Origin of the sequence: Roseovarius litoreus, assembly GCF_900142765.1 — a bacterium.
In the GTDB taxonomy this organism is placed as follows: domain Bacteria; phylum Pseudomonadota; class Alphaproteobacteria; order Rhodobacterales; family Rhodobacteraceae; genus Roseovarius; species Roseovarius litoreus.
Genome location: NZ_FRCB01000001.1, coordinates 685431 through 703956 on the forward strand (window position 1 = coordinate 685431; position 18526 = coordinate 703956).

The 18526-nt window shown below is 61.9% G+C and carries 18 protein-coding genes; 6 read left to right on the forward strand and 12 right to left on the reverse strand.

Annotated elements, in window-relative coordinates; all coding sequences use genetic code 11:
* Window positions 1–27: 27 nt before the first annotated feature.
* The 3 genes from F3H35_RS19000 to F3H35_RS03355 all read right to left on the reverse strand — a co-directional run bounded on the left by F3H35_RS19000 (window position 28) and on the right by F3H35_RS03355 (window position 1468).
* Window positions 28–141, reverse strand: a complete 114-nt coding sequence (locus tag F3H35_RS19000; RefSeq protein ID WP_223228294.1) for an isopropylmalate isomerase — start codon at window positions 139–141, stop codon at window positions 28–30.
* A gap of 131 nt (window positions 142–272) precedes the next feature.
* On the reverse strand, window positions 273–974 hold the full coding sequence (locus F3H35_RS03350) for a response regulator (RefSeq protein ID WP_149778208.1): 702 nt from the start codon (window positions 972–974) through the stop codon (window positions 273–275).
* On the reverse strand, window positions 971–1468 hold the full coding sequence (locus F3H35_RS03355) for a MarR family winged helix-turn-helix transcriptional regulator (RefSeq protein WP_149778209.1): 498 nt from the start codon (window positions 1466–1468) through the stop codon (window positions 971–973). Before F3H35_RS03355 ends, F3H35_RS03350 begins: the two co-directional genes overlap by 4 nt.
* A gap of 168 nt (window positions 1469–1636) precedes the next feature.
* Here F3H35_RS03355 and F3H35_RS03360 point away from each other — a divergent pair, with 168 nt between their 5' ends.
* Complete coding sequence (locus F3H35_RS03360) at window positions 1637–2503, forward strand: branched-chain amino acid aminotransferase (protein ID WP_149778210.1); 867 nt, start codon at window positions 1637–1639, stop codon at window positions 2501–2503.
* Between the two features lie 85 nt (window positions 2504–2588).
* Here the strand turns inward: F3H35_RS03360 and F3H35_RS03365 are convergent, their stop codons facing one another.
* From F3H35_RS03365 to eutB, 9 genes are all read right to left on the reverse strand, one after another.
* A complete protein-coding gene (locus F3H35_RS03365; protein ID WP_149778211.1) occupies window positions 2589–3764 on the reverse strand; it encodes an ABC transporter permease in 1176 nt (391 codons plus the stop codon).
* A 5-nt stretch (window positions 3765–3769) separates the two neighbouring features.
* Complete coding sequence (locus F3H35_RS03370) at window positions 3770–5437, reverse strand: ABC transporter permease (RefSeq protein ID WP_149778212.1); 1668 nt, start codon at window positions 5435–5437, stop codon at window positions 3770–3772.
* 76 nt (window positions 5438–5513) lie between these two features.
* Entirely contained in the window at window positions 5514–6626 is a 1113-nt protein-coding gene (locus F3H35_RS03375) for an extracellular solute-binding protein (RefSeq protein ID WP_149778213.1), read from the reverse strand.
* Between the two features lie 113 nt (window positions 6627–6739).
* On the reverse strand, window positions 6740–7843 hold the full coding sequence (locus F3H35_RS03380) for an ABC transporter ATP-binding protein (protein ID WP_149778214.1): 1104 nt from the start codon (window positions 7841–7843) through the stop codon (window positions 6740–6742).
* Window positions 7844–8073: 230 nt separating this feature from the next.
* Complete coding sequence (locus F3H35_RS03385; RefSeq protein WP_149778215.1) at window positions 8074–9444, reverse strand: aspartate aminotransferase family protein; 1371 nt, start codon at window positions 9442–9444, stop codon at window positions 8074–8076.
* 75 nt (window positions 9445–9519) lie between these two features.
* Window positions 9520–10995, reverse strand: a complete 1476-nt coding sequence (locus F3H35_RS03390) for an NAD-dependent succinate-semialdehyde dehydrogenase (RefSeq protein WP_149778216.1) — start codon at window positions 10993–10995, stop codon at window positions 9520–9522.
* A 170-nt stretch (window positions 10996–11165) separates the two neighbouring features.
* Window positions 11166–11648 (reverse strand): Lrp/AsnC family transcriptional regulator, encoded by a 483-nt coding sequence (locus F3H35_RS03395; protein ID WP_149778217.1) that lies wholly within the window; start codon window positions 11646–11648, stop codon window positions 11166–11168.
* Window positions 11645–12637 (reverse strand): cyclodeaminase, encoded by a 993-nt coding sequence (locus F3H35_RS03400; protein ID WP_149778218.1) that lies wholly within the window; start codon window positions 12635–12637, stop codon window positions 11645–11647. Before F3H35_RS03400 ends, F3H35_RS03395 begins: the two co-directional genes overlap by 4 nt.
* On the reverse strand, window positions 12627–13628 hold the full coding sequence (eutB, locus tag F3H35_RS03405; protein WP_149778219.1) for a hydroxyectoine utilization dehydratase EutB: 1002 nt from the start codon (window positions 13626–13628) through the stop codon (window positions 12627–12629). The genes F3H35_RS03400 and eutB overlap by 11 nt, the downstream gene beginning before the upstream one ends.
* Window positions 13629–13806: 178 nt before the next feature.
* Between eutB and doeA the strand changes: the two genes are divergently transcribed.
* From doeA to rfbA, 5 genes are all read left to right on the forward strand, one after another.
* Window positions 13807–14991 carry an ectoine hydrolase DoeA gene (gene doeA / locus F3H35_RS03410; protein WP_149778220.1) on the forward strand — a complete coding sequence of 395 codons (1185 nt, stop codon included), beginning with the start codon at window positions 13807–13809 and terminating at the stop codon, window positions 14989–14991.
* Between the two features lie 194 nt (window positions 14992–15185).
* A complete protein-coding gene (rfbC, locus tag F3H35_RS03415; RefSeq protein ID WP_149778221.1) occupies window positions 15186–15752 on the forward strand; it encodes a dTDP-4-dehydrorhamnose 3,5-epimerase in 567 nt (188 codons plus the stop codon).
* Window positions 15749–16789: a dTDP-glucose 4,6-dehydratase gene (rfbB, locus tag F3H35_RS03420; RefSeq protein WP_149778222.1), complete on the forward strand. Its 1041-nt coding sequence runs from the start codon at window positions 15749–15751 to the stop codon at window positions 16787–16789. The genes rfbC and rfbB overlap by 4 nt, the downstream gene beginning before the upstream one ends.
* Window positions 16786–17643 carry a dTDP-4-dehydrorhamnose reductase gene (gene rfbD / locus F3H35_RS03425; RefSeq protein ID WP_149778223.1) on the forward strand — a complete coding sequence of 286 codons (858 nt, stop codon included), beginning with the start codon at window positions 16786–16788 and terminating at the stop codon, window positions 17641–17643. The genes rfbB and rfbD overlap by 4 nt, the downstream gene beginning before the upstream one ends.
* On the forward strand, window positions 17640–18512 hold the full coding sequence (rfbA, locus tag F3H35_RS03430) for a glucose-1-phosphate thymidylyltransferase RfbA (RefSeq protein ID WP_007812014.1): 873 nt from the start codon (window positions 17640–17642) through the stop codon (window positions 18510–18512). Before rfbD ends, rfbA begins: the two co-directional genes overlap by 4 nt.
* The last annotated feature ends 14 nt before the right edge of the window (window positions 18513–18526 follow it).

An 18526-nucleotide genomic window follows, 5' to 3' on the forward strand; every position in this document is an offset into this window, starting at 1 on the left:
AATTGGCTCAACAGGTCTGGTCCCGCCTCATAGGCGGGCCAGCACCGTCAGGGACGCGCCGAAGAACCGCCAGGGCAGCCGCGCGCGATCATCCATGTCGAAAATCCGTTTCATGCGAGTCAGATACAGTCGATCCCCCATTCTATCAAGAGGATTGGCGGCATGGTCCCTCGCCGCGCGCTTCTTCTGGCCGGAAATATCCCGGGGGAGTCGTTGAAATCCCTCTTGGGGGATTTCAGCGGCGGGGGCTGGCCCCCATGACGCCGGTTCCGTCAGTCCGGCGCCAGCATATAGCCTTCGCCGCGCACCGTCTGCAGGTAGCGCGGCTGTTTGGGATCGGATTCGATCTTGCGGCGCAGACGGGTGATCTGCACGTCCACGGCCCGTTCCTGCGCCTGCCCGCGGTCGCGGCCCAGATCCTCGACCAGCTTTGCGCGGGTGACCGGCTGGCGCAGATGTTCGGAGAAGATGCGCATCAATTGCACCTCGGTCGCGGTCAGGCGGATCGGGTCGGTGCCGCGCATCAGTTCGGAGCGTTCGATATCGAACCGCACCTGCCCCATCTGCAGCACCTTGGGCATCACGGTTTCCGGCTCGGGATCGGGCATCCGGCGCAAGATCGCGTTGATCCGCAACAGAAGTTCCTTTGGCTCGAAGGGCTTGGGCAGGTAATCATCGGCCCCGGCCTCCAATCCGGCGATGCGGTCCTCGGTCTCGCCACGGGCGGTCAGCAGCAGGATCGGCGTCTGCAAGCTGGTCCGCAGTGATCGCGTCAGCGCCACGCCATCTTCGCCGGGCATCATCACGTCCATCACGATCAGATCAAATTCGAGCCCCGCCAGAACGCGCCTTGCATGGGCGGCATCCCGCGCCACCGACACCAGAAAGCCATGCCGCGCCAGAAACTTGCGCAGCAAGCCCCGGATGCGTTCATCGTCATCGACGATCAGAAGATGCGGATGTGGATCGCTCATGTGTCCTTGTCCCTGATCGCATGGTAACGCCGACGCATGTCCGGGTCCATCATCGCTTCGAGCACCTGTCGGAAGCCCGCCACGGCCTCGGGGCCGGCAGCGCGGTAGGCGGCGCGCATCCGCGCACGTTGGGCATCCGACAGCCGACGCTCGAGCGCCTGCCCGCTTTCGGTCAGGTGCAGGTGCCGTTCGCGCTTGTCGACAGTGCCCACGCGGCTTTCGACCAGCCCATCCTCGATCAGCGTCCGCAGCACGCGGTTGAGCGATTGCTTGGTCACGCCGAGAATGGCCAGGAGATTGTTCACGGTCGTGCCGGGAATGCGGGATATGAAGTGGATCGCCCGATGATGCGCCCGGCCATAAGCTAGGGTGGCGAGGATGCGGTCGGGATCGGCGGTGAACCCGCGATAGGCGAAGAACATCGCTTCGATGCCCTGGCGCAACTGCTCATCTGTCAGGAAAAGAAGGGTTTCACCGCCTGGGCGTTCGGGCATGGTCATCCTCCGGTCACGACGATGGCGTGCGGCCATATATTATGTCAGCTTTATTGACATTCCAAGGGTGAAATGATAGCGAATCTCAGTTTCGTTGTAATTTTATGTCCGTCTCGGACATTTTGAGCGCAACATATGGAAATATCTAGCCCAAAGAGGAGATGGACCATGGCTGGCTATGATGACCGTGACGGCAAGATCTGGATGGATGGCACTCTGGTCGACTGGCGCGATGCCAATGTCCATATCCTGTCCCATGCTCTGCATTACGCCAGCTCCGTTTTCGAGGGCGAGCGCTGCTATGACGGCAAGATTTTCCTGTCGCGCAAACATTCCGAGCGGCTGCACAAATCAGGCGATCTGATGGATATGAAGATCCCCTACAGCGTCGACGAGATCGAAGCGGCCAAGCAGGCGGTTCTGGACGCCAACAACCTGTCGAACGCCTATGTGCGGGTCGTGGCGTTTCGGGGCGCGGGCGAGGATATGGGTGTCGCCTCGTCGCGCAACCCGGTGCGCATGGCGGTCGCGGCCTGGGAATGGGGCAATTACTATGGCGATGCCAAGATGAAGGGCGCAAAGCTGGATATCGCCAAATGGAAGCGACCCAGCCCCGAGACGATCCCGACGGCGGCCAAGGCTGCGGGGCTGTACATGATCTGCACCATGTCCAAGCACGCCGCCGAGGCAAAGGGATGTTCGGATGCGCTGTTCATGGATTATCGCGGCTACGTGGCCGAGGCGACGGGGGCGAATGTGTTCTTTGTCAAGGACGGCGAGGTGCACACGCCTGATCCCGATGCGATCCTCAACGGGCTGACGCGCCAGACGGTGATCGGCATGCTCGAAGAGCGCGGCGTCAAGGTGCATGTGCGCCACATCATGCCCGAAGAGCTGGAAGGGTTCGAGCAGTGCTGGCTGACCGGATCGGCCGCCGAGGTGACACCCGTGGGCCAGATCGGCGATTACAATTTCGAGGTCGGCGCGCTCACCCGTGAGATCGCCCAAGGCTACGAGGCGCTGGTGCGGGCCTGATCCGAGGCCGGTCTAGCGAACAGAAAAAAGCGCCAAGGCTGTTGGATCAGCCTTGGCGCTTTTCTTTTACGGGTCGCGTCGAGGTTTAGCCCGGTGACAGGCCGCGCAGACGCTCAGACCGGCGGCGGAGCAGCTCGACCGTGCTCAGAAGCAGGATCGACAGCGTCACGAGGATCGTGGCCACCGCAAGGATCGTCGGCGAAATCTGCTCGCGCAGGCCGATGAACATCTGCCAGGGCAGTGTCTTCTGTCCCGCAGAGCCGACGAAGAGCACCACCACGACTTCGTCGAAGGAGGTGATGAAGGCAAAGAGCCCGCCCGAGATCACGCCCGGCAGGATCAGCGGCATCTGCACCCGGAAAAAGGTGGTCACCGGGTTGGCGCCCATATTGGCCGCCGCGCGCGTCAAGGAGCGGTCGAAGCCCACCAGCGTCGCCGTCACGGTGATGATGACGAAGGGAATGCCAAGGGCGGCATGGGCCAGAACAACACCCCAGTAAGTGCCCTGCAGGCCAAGGCGGGAGTAGAAGAAATACATGCCGGCCGCAGAAATGATCAGCGGCACGATCATCGGAGAGATCAGGATCGCCATGATCGCGCGGCGGAACGGCACATGTTCCGAGCTGAGGCCAATGGCTGCAAGAGTGCCGAAACTGACGGACAGGAAGGTGGCCATGGGCGCGATGGACAGCGAGTTCCACATCGCCTGCTGCCAGTCGGAATTGGTGAAGAAATCGCGATAGTGCTTGAGCGAATACCCTTCGGGATCAAGCCGCAGCATTTCCGGTGTGAAGGTGAAGAAGTCCTGCGCGTTGAAGCTCAGCGGCATGACCACGACGATCGGCGTGATCAGGAAGAAGAAGATCAATCCGCAGAGCACCCGGAACCCAAAATGCAAGAACACCTGCATCGGCGTCGTATAGGGCGGGAGTTTGGCGCGATACCGGCCCTCGCCCAGCCAGAAGATGAACCAGCCGAAGAGCCAGCCGAAGATCAGGCCGACCAGCCCCCCCATGAGACCGCCCGTCAGATATCCGGCCGCGGCCATGCCAAGGGTCGTGACCCAACGCGCGATACGCTCGTTGCGCAGGACGGTGAGCCAGAGAAAGGCAAGCGCCGCCGTCAGAACGAAACCGCCGATCACACCGATCAGGGCCGAGCCCTGAGCCGTGCCGACAAACAGCCCGGCAAAGGCGCCGGCAATGCCGACGACAGGAGCGACAAAGGAGATGGGTTTGGGTTGGATAATCGTCACAGTCATGTCCGTCACCCCAGTTTCACATTGTCGATGCCGACGATCTTGTCATAGGCCCAGTACAGCACCAGAACCGCCACCAGAAGGATCGACCCGAGCGCCGCCGCAAGACCCCAGTTCAGCGAGCTGGAGATATGATAGGCGATCCGGTTCGAGATGAACGTACCGGTGGTGCCGCCGACGATCTCGGGCGTGATGTAATAGCCGATGGCGAGAATGAACACGAGGATCGATCCCGCCCCGATGCCCGGCACTGATTGCGGGAAGTAGACCCGCCAGAATGCCGTCCAGTTGGTCGCACCAAGGGATTTCGCGGCCCGAACATAGGTTTGCGGGATGGTGGACATGACCGAATACATCGGCAGGATCATGAAGGGCAGCAGGATATGCGTCATCGCCACGATCGTGCCGAACTGGTTGTTGATCATCACCAGTCTGCCGGCCTCGTCGATAAGACCCAGCCAGACCAGCGTATCGTTGATGACACCCTGTTGCTGCAACATCACCTTCCACGCCGATGTCCGCACCAGAAGCGATGTCCAGAACGGCAACAGAACAAGGATCATCAGAAGGTTCGCGGTGCGCATCGGCAGGTTTGCCAGCAGATAGGCGATCGGATATCCCAGCAGTATGCAGCTTCCCATGATCATCAGCGACATGAACAGAGTACGCTGAAACAGGGTGTTATAGATCTGCTCGTCCTCGGGACGCGGCGCGAAGCCATCGGGCGTTTTCTGGTAATCCACCGCATTCAGGAAATAGCCGCTGGTGAAATCAGGGCTGTACATCTTGATGGTGGTCCAGTTCTCGGCATCAGCCCATTCTTCGTCGATGTCGATGAATCCCGCCTTGAAATCGACAGGAGGCAGGCTTGTCGCGAGATCCTGCGCTTCGGCTAGTTCCGCGGCACCCGGACCGGAATACGAGGACAGGTCCACACCGGAGCGAAGGTCCTGGATCAAGGCAAGCTTGACAGCCGCCCAAGGCTCTTCCTCGGCGACGACATCGCCGTTATCCACGGCGGAGAACAACGCGAATGAGGTATAGGCGCTGGCGGTTTGCGGCAGCAGGTCCGAGATGGCCTGACCCGGCACGAAACCGATATCGGCAGGATAGACACTCTCGGTGAGGTTCGAGAGGCTTGCTGCCTGCTGCTTGAGCAGAGAGGGATTGCCCTCGGCCCCGTCGCCGCCGGTCATCAGGGTGAACCAGAAGGTTTCATCCTCCCACGCACCGTTGAGATCCTCGAGGGCCTTGATCTGGTCTTCGCCGATCTCGTCCACGTTGCGGCCGGTGGAGCGGAACATAGAGGACACGCCCGGCTGTTCGTAATTCAGACGACTTCCGAGGCGTGTGTGCTTCTTCGCCTCGGCGGCAAGGAAAATATCCGTGTAGAGCGCCTCGAACACATTGTCGCCGGGCAACTCGGAGGTGTCGGAGTCCCACTCGGCCAGTTCCGCGGTCGTCCTTGGCATCGTGTTGGACACGATCTGGTTTTCGACGGAGCGGAACAGCATGTCCGCGATGGGCGCGATGAATGTCACGAGAACAAAGATCAGCAGCGGCGCGATCAGCGCGAGCGCCCTGAGTTTCTGAGCGCGGAGGGCCTTGTTCAGACTGCGCTTCAGAGGTTTACCGTCCGCGGACAGTACCGGGCCGGTATCGGTTGTAACACTCATCTTGTCCCCGTCGGTCGCTTTTTTGGTGGAGGGGGCCGGGTGCGGCCCCCTCGGATCATATGCTCAGGAACAGAGCTTACTGGGCCAGCCACGCCTGGAACTTGGCGTCCAGATCGTCGCGGTTGTCGGCCCACCACTCGTAGTCATAGATGTGGATGTTGCCAGCGTTGGCCGGGTCGGTCGGCATATGCGGCGCCATGTCGATACCGAGCGTGGCATGCTGACCAACCAGCGGAGCCGAAGAGGCACGGGCCGGGCCATACGAGATGTACTTGGCCTGATCCGCCAGACGCTGCGTGTCGGTGGCGAAACGCAGGAAGTCGAGCACACGTGCCAGACGATCTTCCGAGAGACCGGTCGGAACGATCCAGCCGTCAAGGTCGAACGACTGCATGTCCCAGAGCATCCCGATCGGCTGGTCCTGCTCGGCGATGGCCGAGAACAGACGACCATTGAAGGTCGAGCCCATGAAGACCTCGCCATCGGCCAGAAGCTGCGGGGTTTCCGCGCCGGCCGACCACCAGACAACCTGATCCTTGATCGTGCCAAGCTTGGCAAGGGCGCGGTCCACGCCTTCGTCGGTGCTCAGAACGTCATAGATATCGTCCTTTTCGACGCCATCGCAGTAAAGAGCCCATTCCATGTTGTCGATCGGACGCTTCTGCAGCGAACGCTTGCCGGGATAGGTTTCCAGGTCGAACACGTCGCAAACGCTGCTCGGGGGCTCGGTCCCGGCGGGAACCATGTCGGTCCGGTAGCCGAATGTCGTCGAGTAGACGATCTGCGGAATGAAGCAATCGCTGACGATCAGATCGCCGAAGTCTTCGGATGCCGGAGTGCCATCGGGCGCCGGAGCAAGAAGCTCGTCATGGTCGATTTCCATGGCGAGACCTTCGTCGCAGAGGCGCATCGCGTCAGAGGCAACGACGTCCACCAGATCCCAGGTGATGTTGCCGGCTTCGTTCATGGCGCGCAGTTTGGCCACGGCTTCGGCCGAGCTTTCGTCCCAGGTGGCTGTGACGCCGCCGTTCATGGCGAGATAGGGCTCGACATAGGCTTTGTGCTGACTTTCCTGATAGGCACCGCCCCAGGACACAAGCGTCATCGAATCGGCCATGTCCTGCGCGTGAGCCGAAGCTCCTGCGACGGTAAGCGCCGTCGTGGCCAGAAGTGTCTTAGTCAGTTTCATTTCATACTCCCAGTTTACATCCCGTGTTTGATTCTTCGGCACCGGGTCACGGGAAAGACCGTCGGAACCTCAAGATCATCACATCTCTTAGCAGAGATGCGATTATCTAAGACCTATACCGCGTCGAGTGCGCGGCAATCCCGCGGCAGCCAGCCGATCTCGATCTGTTCGCCCGGTTGCAGGCGGCGCTGATCGGCGGAGTTGCGGGTCTTGATGATGAAATTGTCCTTGCCGGCCACCTTGAGGCGGGTGCGGAACACGTCGCCCATATAGATGAATTCCATCACCTCGGCTTTGAGGGTGTGCGCCTTGTCGCCCAGCTTGGCGGTGTCCACCTCGACCCTTTCGGGGCGGATGGAAATCGTGGTGCGGTCGCCCACCTTGGACACGTTCACGGGCTTGGCATCGATCAGTTCACCATCGTCCAGCTGGACAAGACAGACGTCCTCGCCGATCTCCTTGATGGTGCCTTCGAGCGTGTTGTTCTCACCAATGAATTGCGCCACGAAGCTGTTTTCGGGGCTTTCATACAGTTCATCCGGCGGCGCAAGCTGCTGAATGCGGCCATCGTCGAACACCGCGACGCGGTCGGACATGGTGAGGGCTTCGGTCTGGTCATGGGTCACGTAGACCACGGTGATTCCCAGCTGATGCGCCAGATTGGTGATCTCGAACTGCATATGCTCGCGCAGCTGCTTGTCCAGCGCGCCAAGAGGTTCATCCATCAGGACCAGCTCGGGCTCGAACACCAGAGCGCGCGCCAGCGCGATACGCTGCTGCTGACCACCCGAAAGCTGCGCCGGACGGCGACCGCCGAAAGACCCCATCTGGACCATGTCCAGCGCCCGCTTGACCTTGGCCTCGCGGTCAGACTTGCCGATCTTGCGCACTTCCAGAGGGAAGGACAGGTTCTCGGCAACAGTCATATGCGGGAACAGGGCGTAATTCTGGAACACCATGCCGATCCCGCGCTTGTGCGGCGGAATGTTGTTGATCGGCCGGCCATCCAGCTTGATCTCGCCATGGGTGGCTGTCTCGAACCCGGCCAGCATCATGAGGCAAGTTGTCTTGCCAGAGCCGGACGGTCCAAGCATCGTGAGAAACTCACCCTTGGGCATGGACAGGTTGAGATCTTTGACTACGAGGTTTTCGCCGTCATAACTCTTTTGTACGCGTTCGAATTCGACGAACGCATCACTGTTCGCAGTGTCGGCCAATGGTGGCTCCCTGTCGTTGTTAGTCGTGGTTTCCCCACGTTCGGTCACAAACTAAACCGACAATGAATGTGGGTTGCAAGCCTATTTCGTGAAGTTTGGGCCAATTTGACCCGCGCCGGGAAAATTGCGCAGTCAAAATTGGCATTTCAGGAAAATCGACCAGCCCCTAAGCAGGGAGATTCGGACCATGGCCGGTCAATTTGCCATGGTCCGGATCAAGTGACCAAGCGTCAGCCGAGGATTTTGCCCACGGCGGCGGCTGTTTTGGAGACAACCTCGTCGGCTTCGGCCCGCGTGAGGCAGAAGGGCGGCGCAAAGCCCAGAATGTCGCCCTGAGGCATGGCGCGCGCGATCACGCCATCGGCGGCCAGCGCGCCCGAGATCTGCGGGCCGATCTTGTCGGCGGGGTCAAAGAAGGTGCGGCTGTCGCGATCCTTCACGAATTCCACGGCGCAGAGCATGCCTTCGCCCCGGACCTCGCCGACATGGGGATGCTCACCCAATGCCTCGGCCATGGTCTTGTTCAGATAGCCGCCGACGTCGCGGTTGTTGGCGATCAGGTCCAACTCGTCGAGCAGCTTGAGATTGGCGACACCGGCGGCCGCGCCGATCGGGTGGGCCGAATAGGTCCAGCCGTGGCCGATCGGACCGTTTTCGTCGGTGCCCTGTTCGAGCACTTTCCACATCTTTTCCCCGACGATCGAGCCCGACAGCGGTGCATAGGCCGAGGTCAGACCCTTGGCGATGGTGATCAGATCGGGCTTGAGGCTATAGTGATCCGAGCCGAACATGGTGCCCAGACGGCCAAAGCCGGTGACGACCTCGTCGACGACCAGCAGGATGTCATGCTTCTTGAGCACCTTCTGGATCGCATCCCAATAGCCGGCGGGCGGCGGCACGATCCCACCGGTGCCCAGAACAGGCTCACCGATGAAGGCGGCGATGGTATCCGCCCCTTCGCGCTCGATCAGCGCCTCGAGCGAGTCGACGCAGTGCTGGACGAATTGCTCTTCGGTCTGTTCGAGGTTTTCGCGGCGATAATAATAAGGCGCCTCGGTATGGAGCACCTGCGCAAGCGGCAGATCGAATTTCTTGTGAAACAGCTCCAGCCCGGTGAGCGAGCCGGTCACCAGACCAGAGCCGTGATAGCCGCGCCAGCGAGAGATGATCTTTTTCTTCTCAGGACGTCCCAGGATGTTGTTGTAGTACCAGATCAGCTTGACGTTGGTTTCGTTGGCATCCGATCCCGACATCCCGAAATAGACCTTGGACATGCCCTTGGGCGCGCGGTCCATGATCATCTTGGACAGGGTGATGCTGGCCTCGGTGCCGTGGCCGACATAGGCATGATAATAGGCCAGTTCGCGCGCCTGCGCGGCGATGGCCTCGGCGATGTCCTGACGGCCATAGCCGACGTTCACGCAATAGAGACCGGCAAAGGCATCGAGCAGGCGATTGCCGTCGCGATCCTCGATATGGCAGTTTGTGCCGCCGGTGATCACGCGATTGGGCGCCTCGCCCCGGGCAAATTGGGCAAGATGGGTCGAGGGATGAAAGAAGTTCTCGCGGTCCCATTGATCGAGTTGGTCATTCTTCAGCATGGTTCAGTCCTTCCATATGCTTGTCGCCGAGGGTTTCGAAAACTCAGGGCGACATCAGATCGAGATGCCGGTGGGTCAGGCCCAGTCGCGGCAGACGTATTTCACTTCCATGAATTCCTCCATGCCCTTGCGGGCGCCTTCGCGGCCAAGGCCGGATTGCTTGACCCCGCCGAACGGGATCGGCGCGCCGGTCACCTTGGTGCGGTTGACCGCGACCATGCCGAACTGCAGCGCGCGCGTCACCCGGTAGATGCGGCGCGGATCATGGCTGTGCAGATAGGCGACAAGGCCGAATTCGGTCGCGTTGGCGCGGGCGATCACCTCGTCCTCGGTGTCGAAGGGCGTGATCGCGGCAACGGGTCCAAAGGTTTCCTCGCGCATGATCGCGGCCTCGTCGGGCACGTCGGTCAGCACCGTGGGCTGATAGAACAGCGGCCCCTGATCGTCGCGCTTGCCGCCACAGGCCAGTTTCGCCCCTTTCGACAGCGCATCGGCTACATGCTCTTCCTGTTTCTGGACCGCCTTTTCGTTCATCAGCGGGCCGATATCGGGGTCGTCCATGCCAGACCCAAGGCTGAGTGCCTGTGTCGCTTCGGTGAAGCGGCGGCAGAATTCGTCGTAGACGGGGCGTTCCACGTAGATGCGGTTCGCGGCCAGACAATCCTGACCAGAGGTGGCGAATTTGGCCTTGATGCTTTCGTCGATGGCGGTGTCCAGATCGGCATTGCGAAACACGATCACCGGTGCATGGCCACCCAGCTCCATCACGAGGCGCTTGACCGTATCGGCGGATTGGCGGCACAGCAGACGCCCGATTTCGGTGGACCCTGTGAAGGACAGAGCGCGCACACGGGAATCGGCTGTCCAGGGCTCGACGATGGTCGATGCCTTTCCGGTCAGCACGTTGAACACGCCCGCCGGGATGCCTGCACGTTCGGCCAGTTCGGCGAGGGCCAGGGCGGAATAAGGCGTCTCGCCCGAGGGATGGGCCACCACGGTGCAGCCTGCGGCCATCGCGGCGGCGGCCTTGCGGGTCAGCATGGCGGCGGGAAAGTTCCACGGCGTGATCAGTGCAGCGACACCCACGGGTTCAAGCCATAGCTCGACCTCGGCGTCGGGCAGGTGGCTGGTGACGCCCTCGATATTGGGGCGCTTGGCCTCTTCGGCGTAGTATTCGACGAAGCTTGCGGCATAGTCGATCTCGCCACGCGCCTCGGACAGGGGTTTGCCCTGTTCCAGCACCATGATGCGGGCCAGATCCTCGCGGTTTTCGATCATCAGGTCGAACCAGCGCCGCAACAGCGCCGAGCGATCCTGCGGCAAGGTCATCGACCAATCGGAAAAGGCGGCTTGCGCCGCATCCACGGCTGCGCGGGCCTGATCGGCGGAGAGGCTGGCCACCTCGCCCAGTCGCAGCCCGTCGGCGGGATTGGTCACGGCGATGGTCTGGCTGTCATCGCCAGCAGTCCATTTGCCGTTCACGTAGGAAAAATTGCGCACAAGGCGCGTGTCGGTGATCCCGTTCCGGGTCCAGGTCGCTGAATCGGACATGAAGGCCCTCCTTTCGCCGGAAGAATGCACCGAAGGGATCAGAAAGCGGGGCTGAACTTGGCGCCCGGGCCAGAGGTTTCATCGGCCAGTTCGGATATCCGCAGACGATCCTTCTGCAAGAGCGCCCAGAGCAGGGAACGGCCCATGATCCGGCAGGGACATTCTGCCGGTCAGGAACTGTTGTCCATGAAGATCTGGAAGGGGGGTGCACCCGGCGCCTTGACCGGTTTGGTCACGATATAGGTGAAATACCGCGCCAGCCCGATCCGCTGATCGAGCATGTCGTCGATCAGCCGCTGATAGGCGTCGATATCGGTGGTCACGATCTGCAGAAGATAATCGAACCCCCCGCCAAGCGCCCAACAGGCGGTGATTTCGGGATAGCGCTGCACGCTGTCCTCGAAAGCGCGAAAGCTGGCGGGCGTGTGATCGGCCAGCTCGGCCGCCACGAAAACCGTCACGTTCGGCCCCAGCTTCTTGAGGTTGATCCGGGCGTTGTAGCCTTCGATGATGCCGGCCTGTTCCAGCTTCTTCAGACGCTCCCAGCAGGGGCTGGCGGAAAGACCCACACGCTCGGCCAGATCGGCCTTGGTGATGCGGCCCTCAGCGGACAAGACGCGCAGAATGTCCAGATCGCGCGCGTCGAGCTTCATGCCGAGATCACCGTGCCTGAGGGGCTGTCCTGCAGCATCTGGAAGACGTGGCTGGCGATGGCCGTGTCCTGCGCCCCGGTGCCGGTCAGATCGGCGATCGTGATGTCATCATCGCTGCGCCGTCCGGGCGCGTCGCCGGTGATGACCTGACCCAGTTCGGCGGGGATGCCCCCCTGCCAGAGACCCGCCTCATGTGCGCTGCGCAGCTCGCCCATGATCTCGGTCTGGCTGACACGGTCGGCCACATAAAGATCGGCGGCGGCGAGCGCCTTGGGGTCGATCTCGTTCTTGCCGTGCTGGTCCGATCCCATTGCGGTGATATGCAGACCCGGGTGCAGCCATTCGGCACGCAGCACGGGGGTGCGCGCCGGTGTCGTGGTGACGACAAGCTGGCTTTGGGCGACCAGATGAGCCGGGTCCGAGACGGGCAGCACCTCGATCCCCATGAGCGCGGCGAGGTCCTCGGCGCAGGTCTGCGCCTTGGCACCGTCGCGGCCCCAGACCAGAAGCCGTTCGAAAGGCCGGACAAGATGCGCCGCCTGCATCTGCAAGCGGGCCTGAACGCCGGTGCCGATCACACCGGCCGTCTGCACCCTGGACGGGGCAAGATGGCGCGCGGCAACGGCACCAGCGGCAGCGGTGCGGATATCGGTCAGGTAGCCATTGTCGAGAAACAGAGCCTGCACCAGCCCGGTGGTGGCGGAAAACAGGATCATCAACCCGTTGAGCGAGGGCAGGCCCAGCTTGGGATTGTCGAAAAATCCGGGGCTGACCTTGATCGCGAACCCGTCGAAGCCGGGGATATAGGCGGTTTTGACATCCACCTCGCCATTGGCGGCGGGCAGGTCCATCGACAGGACGGGGGGCATCACCACCTCGCCCCCGGCCAGCGCGGCAAAGGCGCGTTCGACCACATCGACCGTGGACAAATCGAGGCCCACTGCCGCGCGAAGTTCGGCCTCGGTGAGAATGCGGATGTCATGCGGCATAGGGTTTTCCTTTCACTGTGACATCGCCAAGCTGCACATCCTGCCCCGTGATGATCCGGGTGAACACCTCCATGTCCAGATTGCGCCCGGTGACGATGGTGGCGGTGGGGCCATCCAGAGTGACCTTGCCGGACAGAACGGCTGCCAGCCCGACGACACAGGCGCCTTCGGCGACGATCCTGTCTTCGTAGTAAAGCACCTGCATGGCGTGATAAATCTCGTCCTCGGTCACCAGAACGATCTGATCCAGCAGATCGCGGCACATCGGAAAGCTGAGCCGGTTCTGCATGCCGATCCCACCCCCGAGCGAATCCGCAAGGCTTGGGACCTCTTCGACCTCGACGGGATGACCGGCCAGGATGCTCTCATGCATGGCGGCACCGCGATCCATGCTGATGCCGATCACCCGGATCGCCGGGTTGATCGACTTGGCCGCCAGCGCCACCCCGGCGGCAAGACCCCCGCCCGACAAAGGCACCAGAAGCGTGGTCACATCGGGACGGGCCTGCAGGATTTCCAGCCCGATGGTCCCCTGCCCCGCGATCACAAGCGGATCGTCGAAAGGCGAGATTTCGACCAGACCTTCTTCGGCGACAAGGCGGTGAGATTCGGCCAGTGCATCGTCTTGACTGCGGCCCTTGATATGCACGTCGGCGCCGAGCGCGCGGATGCCGTCCACCTTGGCCTGCGGCACCAGTTCGGACATGCAGATCACCGCGCGCATCCCCCGGCGCGCGGCGGCGAAGGCCACGCCGCGACCGTGATTTCCAGTGGAACAACAGGTCACGCCGGAGGCGTCGGGCACGGCAGCAACGGCGTTATAGGCGCCACGCAGCTTGAAGGCGCCAATGGGCTGCATGTTCTCGAGTTTCAGCAGAAACTCGGCCCCTGCGCGATCCGTCATGTAGGGAGATGGAACCAGAGGCGTGCCGTCGGCAACCCCGCGGATCACCTTGGCGGCGGCGTAGATATCGGCAAGGGTCGGTTGCATGTGATGCTCCGGATCGGTGGTCTGAGGCCCGCCGCGCAGCTTTGCGCCGGGACAGGGTATCGTCAACTGCAGGACCGGGAATTACCTGAAAACGACATTTAGTGACGTTTTCCTTGGGGCAGGGCGCCGGCCTGAGGCAGTATCGCGGGGATAGACCCCAAACATCAGGCCCATTGCTATGATCCACAAATCCTTGCCGTTTTCCGATGCCGAGTTTCAACGGCGCCTTACCAAGACCCGTCATGCGATGGAAGCCGCCGGTGTCGATGCGCTGTTCATCACCGACCCGTCGAACCAGAACTGGCTGACCGGCTATGACGGCTGGTCTTTCTATGTGCATCAGGGCGTTATCGTGCTGCCGGATGCCGATCCGATCTGGTGGGGCCGCAATCAGGATGCCAATGGCGGCGTGCGGACCGTATGGATGACCGATGACCGGGTGATCGGCTATGCGGACAATTTCGTGCAATCCACCGAGCGTCACCCGATGCAGGACCTTGCCGAACGGATGAAAGGTATGGGGCTGGACACCGCGCGGATCGGCGTGGAGATGGATAATTACTATTTCTCTGCAAAGGCTTATGCCGTGCTGCAGGCCGAGTTGCCGGATGCGAGCTTTCAGGATGTCACGGCGCTTGTGAACTGGCAGCGGGCGGTCAAATCCGACGAGGAGCTGGCCTTCATCCGCAAGGCGGCGGCGATCAGCGAGAAGATCGTCGATGGCCTGCTGGAGCGGGTCGAGCCGGGGATTCCCAAGAACGAGATCGTGGCCGAAATCTTCCGCGATGGGATCCGGGGTGTGGATGGCGCATGGGGCGATTATCCGGCGATCGTGCCGCTGCTGCCATCGGGCAGCGATGCGGCGGCGCCGCACCTGACGTGGGATGGCCGCGACTTTGCGGAAGGCGAGGCGACTTTCTTCGAAATTTCAGGATGTTACCGGCGTTATCACGCGCCGTTCTGTCGGACGCTTTTCCTTGGCAAGCCGCCGCAATTCCTGCTGGATGCGGAAAAGGCGCTGGTCGAGGGGCTGGAAAACGGGCTTGAGGCGGCGAAGGCGGGCAACCGGGCCTGCGACATCGCCAATGCGCTGGCCGCACCGCTGGAGCGGGCGGGGATTCAGCGGGGGGCGCGCTGTGGTTATCCCATCGGTCTGAGCTATCCGCCGGATTGGGGCGAGCGCACCATCAGCCTGCGCGCCGAGGACGAGACCGTGCTGGAGCCGGGCATGACGTTCCACTTCATGCCGGGTCTGTGGATGTCCGATTGGGGGCTGGAAATCACCGAGTCCATCCTCATCAAGGAGGACGGCCCGGCCGAGACGTTCTGCAACCGGCCGCGGAAGATGTTCGTTAAGGATTGACCGCGAATCACCCAAAGACCCAAGTTAACAAGGCAAAACCCGCTTCGGTATCGCGTCGGTATAACGTCGGTATCGCGTCGGTATGACGATGGCAGGAGCCATGCGTTAACAGAGCGTTCGCGCGAATGCCGGTGACATCCAGGGCGCCGCTTGGTAAAGGAGCCAAGCGGCGTTTTTACAGGGGAGCCAGCATCTTGAAGGTCACGGAAACCAAACTGCCCGGCGTGCTGCTGTTGGAGCCGCGCCGGTTCGGTGATGAACGGGGATTCTTTGCCGAAAGCTGGAACCGGAAAACATTTCTGGATCTTGGAATTGATATTGATTTCGTACAGGACAACCACTCGGTTTCGGCTGCGGTGGGCACGGTGCGCGGGCTGCATTTTCAGTCACCGCCCCATGCGCAGGACAAGCTGGTGCGCTGCGGGCGCGGGCGGTTTCTGGATGTGGCGGTGGATGCGCGCAAGGGAAGCCCCACCTATGGCCAGTGGGTCGGGTGCGAGCTGAGCTTTGAGAACGGGTTGCAGCTGCTGGTGCCCAAGGGGTTTCTGCACGGCTTTGTCACCCGCGAGCCGGATACCGAGATCATCTACAAATGCTCGGATTACTATGCGCCGGACTGTGATGGCGCGGTGCGGTTCGACGATCCCGATCTTGGCATCGACTGGGGCCTTGAGGGTGCGCCCGTGCTGTCCGAGAAGGACGCCAAGGCGCAATCCTTTGCCGCGTTCGACAGCCCATTCATCTACGGAGAGACCGCATGAAGATACTGGTGACAGGCGGTGCCGGGTTCATCGGCTCGGCGGTGGTGCGGCTGGCGATTGCGCGCGGCCATGAGGTGGTGAACCTCGATGCGCTGACCTATGCGGGGCGGCTGGAGAATGTCGCGAGCGTCGCGGATGATCCGCGCTACCGGTTCGAACAGGTCGATATCCGTGACCGCGCCGAGCTGGGCCGGGTGTTCGCACAGCACAAGCCCGATGCGGTGATGCATCTGGCGGCGGAATCGCATGTCGACCGGTCGATCGACGGGCCGGGCGATTTCATCGAAACGAACATCATCGGCACCTACAACATGCTGGAGGCCGCGCGGACCCATTGGATCGGTGAGGGCCGGCCCGAGGGGTTCCGGTTTCACCATATCTCGACCGATGAGGTCTTTGGCTCGCTTGGCGAGACGGGGCTGTTCACCGAAGAGACGCCCTATGATCCGCGCAGTCCCTATTCCGCCTCGAAAGCGTCGTCGGACCATCTGGTGCGGGCGTGGTTCCATACCTATGGGCTGCCCGTGGTGCTGACCAATTGCTCGAACAATTACGGCGCGTTCCATTTCCCTGAAAAGCTGATCCCCAAGGTGATCCTGAACGCGCTGCACGAGCGCGCGATCCCGGTCTATGGTCAGGGGCTGAATGTGCGCGACTGGCTTTATGTGGACGATCACGCCGATGCGCTGCTGCTTGCGGTGGAAAAGGGTGAGCCCGGACGCAGCTATAACGTGGGCGGGCATAACGAGCGGCGCAACATCGATCTGGTGCATGCGATCTGCGATATCCTTGACGACAAGCGCCCGCGCGGCACGGGCAGCTACCGCGATCTGATCGCCTTTGTCGAAGATCGCCCCGGCCATGATGCGCGCTATGCGATCGACCCCGACAGGATCATGGAAGAATTGGGGTGGAGACCGTCGGTGACGGTGGAACAGGGTCTGGAAAAGACCGTGCAATGGTATCTGGACAACCCCGATTGGTGGCAACCGCTGCTGGAGATCGACGGCGTCGGAACACGGGTGGGCACGGGATGAGCCTTCTGGTTTTCGGCAAGACGGGACAGGTGGCGACGGAACTGGCCGCACGCGCACCGGATGCCGTGTTTCTGGGGCGGGCCGAAGCGGATCTGAGCCAGCCGGAGGCTTGTGCTGCGGCCATCGCGGCGCATCGGCCCTGGGCGGTGATCAATGCCGCCGCCTATACCGCCGTGGACCGCGCCGAGGAGGAAGAGGCACTGGCGCATGTCGTCAATGCGGACGCGCCGGGGGCCATGGCGCGGGCCTGTGCCGTGGCTGGCATCCCGCTGATCCATATCTCGACCGATTATGTCTTTGATGGCTCGGGTGAGACGCCGCGCGCCACGACAGACCCTGTTGCACCGCAAAACGCCTATGGGCGCAGCAAGCTTGCGGGCGAACAGGCGATTGCGCAGGCCGGGGGCGCTTATGCGATTCTTCGAACGTCATGGGTGTTTTCGGCGCATGGGGCGAATTTCCTCAAGACCATGCTGCGCCTGTCGGAAAGCCGCGATGCGCTGAACATCGTGGACGATCAGATCGGCGGGCCGACGCCGGCGGCGGATATCGCGGCCGCCTGCCTTGCGATGGCCGAGCAGATGCGCGCCGATGCGGACAAGACCGGCATCTATCATTTCTCGGGCGCACCTGATGTGAGCTGGAAAGAGTTTGCCGAAACCATCTTTGCCATGGCGGGACGCGAGGTTGCGGTGGGTGGCATTCCGACCGCAGACTATCCGACACCTGCGGCGCGTCCATTGAACTCGAGGCTGGATTGCGCTTTGACAGAGACTGTTTTCGGCATCGCGCGGCCAGACTGGCGGATGGGTGTGGGATCGGTTTTGAAAGACTTGGGAGTTACAAGCGCATGACGCAGCGAAAAGGCATTATTCTGGCCGGGGGGTCCGGCACACGGCTTTATCCGATCACCATGGGTGTCTCGAAACAGCTTTTGCCGATCTATGACAAGCCGATGATCTATTACCCGCTGTCGGTGCTGATGCTGGCGGGGATCCGCGAGATCGCGATGATCACCACGCCGCACGATCAGGAACAGTTCCAGCGCGTTCTGGGCGATGGCAGCCAGTGGGGGCTGTCGCTGACCTATATCGTGCAGCCCTCGCCCGACGGGCTGGCGCAGGCCTATATCCTGGCGGATGCGTTCCTGAACGGGGCGCCGTCGGCGATGGTGCTGGGGGACAACATCTTTTTCGGGCATGGGCTGCCGCAGCTTTTGACCGAAGCGGACAGGCAGACCGTGGGCGGCACGGTGTTCGGCTATCACGTGGCCGATCCCGAGCGCTATGGCGTGGTCAGTTTCGACGCCGAGGGGCGCGCGCAGCAGATCATCGAGAAGCCCGAGGTGCCACCGTCGAACTATGCGGTGACGGGCCTGTATTTCCTGGATGGCGACGCGCCGAAGCTGGCGCGGGAGGTGCAGCCGTCGGAGCGCGGAGAGCTTGAGATCACCACGCTTCTCGAGATGTATCTGCATGCCGGAAAGCTCGAGGTGAAGCGGATGGGGCGCGGCTATGCGTGGCTGGACACGGGCACCCATGCGAGCCTGCTGGACGCGGGCAATTTCGTGCGCACGCTGACCATGCGGCAGGGGCTTCAGACGGGCTGTCTGGACGAGATCGCCTATGACATGGGCTGGATCAGCCGGGAAGATCTGGAAAAGCGGGCCGAGATGTTCGCCAAGAACGATTACGGCCGATACTTGAAAGGCCGCCTGAAATAAGGCGGCCTTTCGGT

What these genes read in the sequence shown, in the direction of transcription:
- F3H35_RS03370 (WP_149778212.1), bottom strand. Translation starts at nt 5,437, where the DNA reads ATGAGTGTTACAACCGATACCGGCCCGGTACTGTCCGCGGACGGTAAA.
- F3H35_RS03385 (WP_149778215.1), bottom strand. Translation starts at nt 9,444, where the DNA reads ATGCTGAAGAATGACCAACTCGATCAATGGGACCGCGAGAACTTCTTT.
- eutB (WP_149778219.1), bottom strand. Translation starts at nt 13,628, where the DNA reads ATGCAACCGACCCTTGCCGATATCTACGCCGCCGCCAAGGTGATCCGC.
- rfbD (WP_149778223.1), top strand. Translation starts at nt 16,786, where the DNA reads ATGAGCCTTCTGGTTTTCGGCAAGACGGGACAGGTGGCGACGGAACTG.
- F3H35_RS03355 (WP_149778209.1), bottom strand. Translation starts at nt 1,468, where the DNA reads ATGCCCGAACGCCCAGGCGGTGAAACCCTTCTTTTCCTGACAGATGAG.
- F3H35_RS03365 (WP_149778211.1), bottom strand. Translation starts at nt 3,764, where the DNA reads ATGACTGTGACGATTATCCAACCCAAACCCATCTCCTTTGTCGCTCCT.
- rfbA (WP_007812014.1), top strand. Translation starts at nt 17,640, where the DNA reads ATGACGCAGCGAAAAGGCATTATTCTGGCCGGGGGGTCCGGCACACGG.
- doeA (WP_149778220.1), top strand. Translation starts at nt 13,807, where the DNA reads ATGATCCACAAATCCTTGCCGTTTTCCGATGCCGAGTTTCAACGGCGC.
- rfbB (WP_149778222.1), top strand. Translation starts at nt 15,749, where the DNA reads ATGAAGATACTGGTGACAGGCGGTGCCGGGTTCATCGGCTCGGCGGTG.
- F3H35_RS19000 (WP_223228294.1), bottom strand. Translation starts at nt 141, where the DNA reads ATGGGGGATCGACTGTATCTGACTCGCATGAAACGGATTTTCGACATG.
- F3H35_RS03395 (WP_149778217.1), bottom strand. Translation starts at nt 11,648, where the DNA reads ATGAAGCTCGACGCGCGCGATCTGGACATTCTGCGCGTCTTGTCCGCT.
- F3H35_RS03350 (WP_149778208.1), bottom strand. Translation starts at nt 974, where the DNA reads ATGAGCGATCCACATCCGCATCTTCTGATCGTCGATGACGATGAACGC.
- F3H35_RS03400 (WP_149778218.1), bottom strand. Translation starts at nt 12,637, where the DNA reads ATGCCGCATGACATCCGCATTCTCACCGAGGCCGAACTTCGCGCGGCA.
- F3H35_RS03375 (WP_149778213.1), bottom strand. Translation starts at nt 6,626, where the DNA reads ATGAAACTGACTAAGACACTTCTGGCCACGACGGCGCTTACCGTCGCA.
- F3H35_RS03360 (WP_149778210.1), top strand. Translation starts at nt 1,637, where the DNA reads ATGGCTGGCTATGATGACCGTGACGGCAAGATCTGGATGGATGGCACT.
- F3H35_RS03390 (WP_149778216.1), bottom strand. Translation starts at nt 10,995, where the DNA reads ATGTCCGATTCAGCGACCTGGACCCGGAACGGGATCACCGACACGCGC.